Source organism: Mesorhizobium sp. M7A.F.Ca.CA.001.10.2.1, assembly GCF_003998575.1.
Taxonomy (GTDB): domain Bacteria; phylum Pseudomonadota; class Alphaproteobacteria; order Rhizobiales; family Rhizobiaceae; genus Mesorhizobium.
On the sequence record NZ_RZQY01000807.1, the window covers coordinates 1 to 2,380 of the forward strand.

3 protein-coding genes and 1 pseudogene are annotated in these 2,380 nt (G+C 64.7%); all 4 read right to left on the reverse strand.

The genetic code is table 11. The features are described from left to right. Positions 1 to 193: 193 nt before the first annotated feature. Positions 194 to 1,342: pseudogene (locus EN964_RS31995) on the reverse strand (Spo0J and IME4 domain-containing protein); the annotation flags it as partial. A 38-nt stretch (positions 1,343 to 1,380) separates the two neighbouring features. Beyond that, the gene (locus EN964_RS32000) at positions 1,381 to 1,695 is read right to left on the reverse strand and encodes a hypothetical protein (RefSeq protein WP_127266762.1); all 315 of its coding nucleotides are present in this window, start codon (positions 1,693 to 1,695) and stop codon (positions 1,381 to 1,383) included. Beyond that, positions 1,692 to 2,051, reverse strand: coding sequence for an HNH endonuclease signature motif containing protein (locus tag EN964_RS32005; protein ID WP_127266761.1), 360 nt, complete (start codon positions 2,049 to 2,051; stop codon positions 1,692 to 1,694). The genes EN964_RS32000 and EN964_RS32005 overlap by 4 nt, the downstream gene beginning before the upstream one ends. Then, on the reverse strand, positions 2,051 to 2,380 hold a 330-nt coding region (locus tag EN964_RS37935; protein ID WP_164776186.1), incomplete at its 5' end, for a hypothetical protein. The genes EN964_RS37935 and EN964_RS32005, both read right to left, overlap by 1 nt.

Consider the following 2,380-nt stretch of genomic DNA (forward strand, 5'->3'; position numbering starts at 1 on the left):
GCACCGCCTTGCGCGGGCGCCCTCGTTTGGAAACAGGTGCCGTCTCTCCGGCTGTCGCACCACTTTCGGCGGCTGCTCGCTCGCAGGTGTCGCTACCCGTCTCTCCGGCTGTCACGCCATTCTCGCTGGCGTTCACGTCCAGTTCTCTCCGCATGACTAAGGCGCTGCAGGCACTGGCAACCCCGCCCACCTTCTCGGCTGCCGCTTCCGGCAAATCTCCAACCTCAAAGCCCCAATGATCCCAGCCCGGCCGTGGCGCGCGGCAGAACAGTTCGATCTTGGCCACTCCGGGGAAAAGCCGCTCGATCGTCTCGGCGAAGAAATCCGGCTTGGCGGAATGCTTTGTCTTGCGCTCGCGGTGCACCGTCTCCGGCTGCGAGCCAGGCAAGGGCGCGGCGACATCGCCGCGGCGGCCGATGAGCAGGATTTCGTGACGGTCGCGGCCCCAATAGCCGGTGCCGGCAACTTCCTTGTCCCAGATCCAGTGATGCACATAGGTGAAGCCGAGCTCGGCCAGCACCCGCAACCCGTCGAGCAGCATCGGGTTGGTCGCCCAGCAATAGATGACGGCGTTTTCGCTGAACGGATCGAGCTGTTTCAACAGATCGATGATCTCGTCGGTCGTCATCGTCGGATAGTGGTTTTCGGCGCTCTTTTCGCGCCCCGTCACTTCCGAGCGGACACCATATTTCCACGGACAATCGAGATAGCCGACCGGATAGGTGCGCTTGAGCTTGCCCGGCGCCGTGGCTCGGCCGTTGGCCCGCACCATGTCCATATGCGTCAGCCGCACGGCGTGGCGCAGCTTCTGCCGCTCGGCACGGATCTCTTTCGCCCGCGCCACGATGTGCTTTTCCTCGCGCGCCAGCACCTCACGCTGCGCCTCGACAGCCAGGTCGGACAGCGCCTCGCCGGCGTGCACGGAAACCCGGCCGTCGCGGATGGCCTCAATCAGTTCGGCCGCACCATGGTCTCGAATGCGCTTGGCGGCGATCACCGCGCGTTCCGAAATCGACAGCCGTCTAGCTGCCTCCCGGGTCGGCAAATTTGCTGACCCGGCGGTGCTCTGGTTGATGCCGATATCCCAGTCGACCAGCCGCGCCGCCACCATGGCGCGTTGGCTCTCCGACAGATGCCGGCGGTGCAAGTTCAGCGACAGCACGAAGCCGAGCGGATCATCGCCGTCATAGTCGACCAAGACCGGCTCGACCTCGGCGAAAACGCACGCGGCATAGCGGTTGCGCCCGTCCAGTATCTTGCCGTCCAGCAGCACGATCGGCTCGCGCTGGCCATAGGTGACGATGTCGTCGGCCATCTCGTGCATTTCCTGCTCCGACAGCATCGGAAACAGTTCGGCCAGCGGGTGCGCTAGAAGGTCGCTCACTTGGCCACCTCTTCGGCAGGCCACACGCCACGCCTGCGAAGCTCCGCTTCCCACCCCTCGCGAACAGGCGTCGAGCAGTGCGCGATCGCGTCTCGCCAGGTCGGCCAGCGGCCGTTATCGGCATAGAACGCATACTGGTAGTAGAGGCTTTGCGCGTTGTGCGGCTCGTCTGAACCGTGCGCTGGACGATGGCCGCACACATGACACGCGTCCAACGCGGGAGGCATGAGGCCACAAGAGGCCTCCCGATCTTCGGTCACCTCACCCGTGGCCATGTCGACGACTTGGATTTTCCCAGGGAGGGCCTTCATTTCTTCACCGCCTTCCGCCGCCTGCGCTTCCGCCGCACCACGCCGTTGGCGGCGTCACGCCGTTTCTGGTTTTCGATGTGACTGACCATCTCCAGATGATCCGGATTGACGCAGCGCCGGTTGTGGCACTTGTGGTCGATCTGCTTGTTGCGCGGCACATAGCCGAATTCATTGGTGAAGCTGACTATGTGAGCGGCGACCGTGCGGTCGTTCAGCTTCATGCGAGGATAGCCGCCGCCGCGACCGGTGCCGCTGTCGCCCATAGTCCAGAACCAGCACGGCGTGCTGAAACCGCCATCGCGGATATCGATGGCGGCGTTGATACGCTCTGCGATGTGGGCGCGGCGGTCGAACATCAGGACACCTTCGCCATGCGATAGGACCCGGGGTTGCGCGACGCCGGTCGCACCACGGTTGTGACTAGGCCGGTGTCGATCAGCTCGGCCATGTAGTCGCTGCCATGCCCGGCACTGATCCTGGCGGCGCTGGCGAACTCGCGCAGGCCGCCGCTCACCACGCCTGCGGCATTGGCTTCCCTGCGCATGACGTTCCACAGCTTTGCGGCCTGGCTCGAAACGCCGTGCTGGCGGGCGAACGCATCGGCGCAAAAGCCGGTGTCATCCGGCGGCTCGTCAACGATCGCTTCGAAGTGCCGCTGCACGAAGGTCGTAGAGCTGACCCCCGC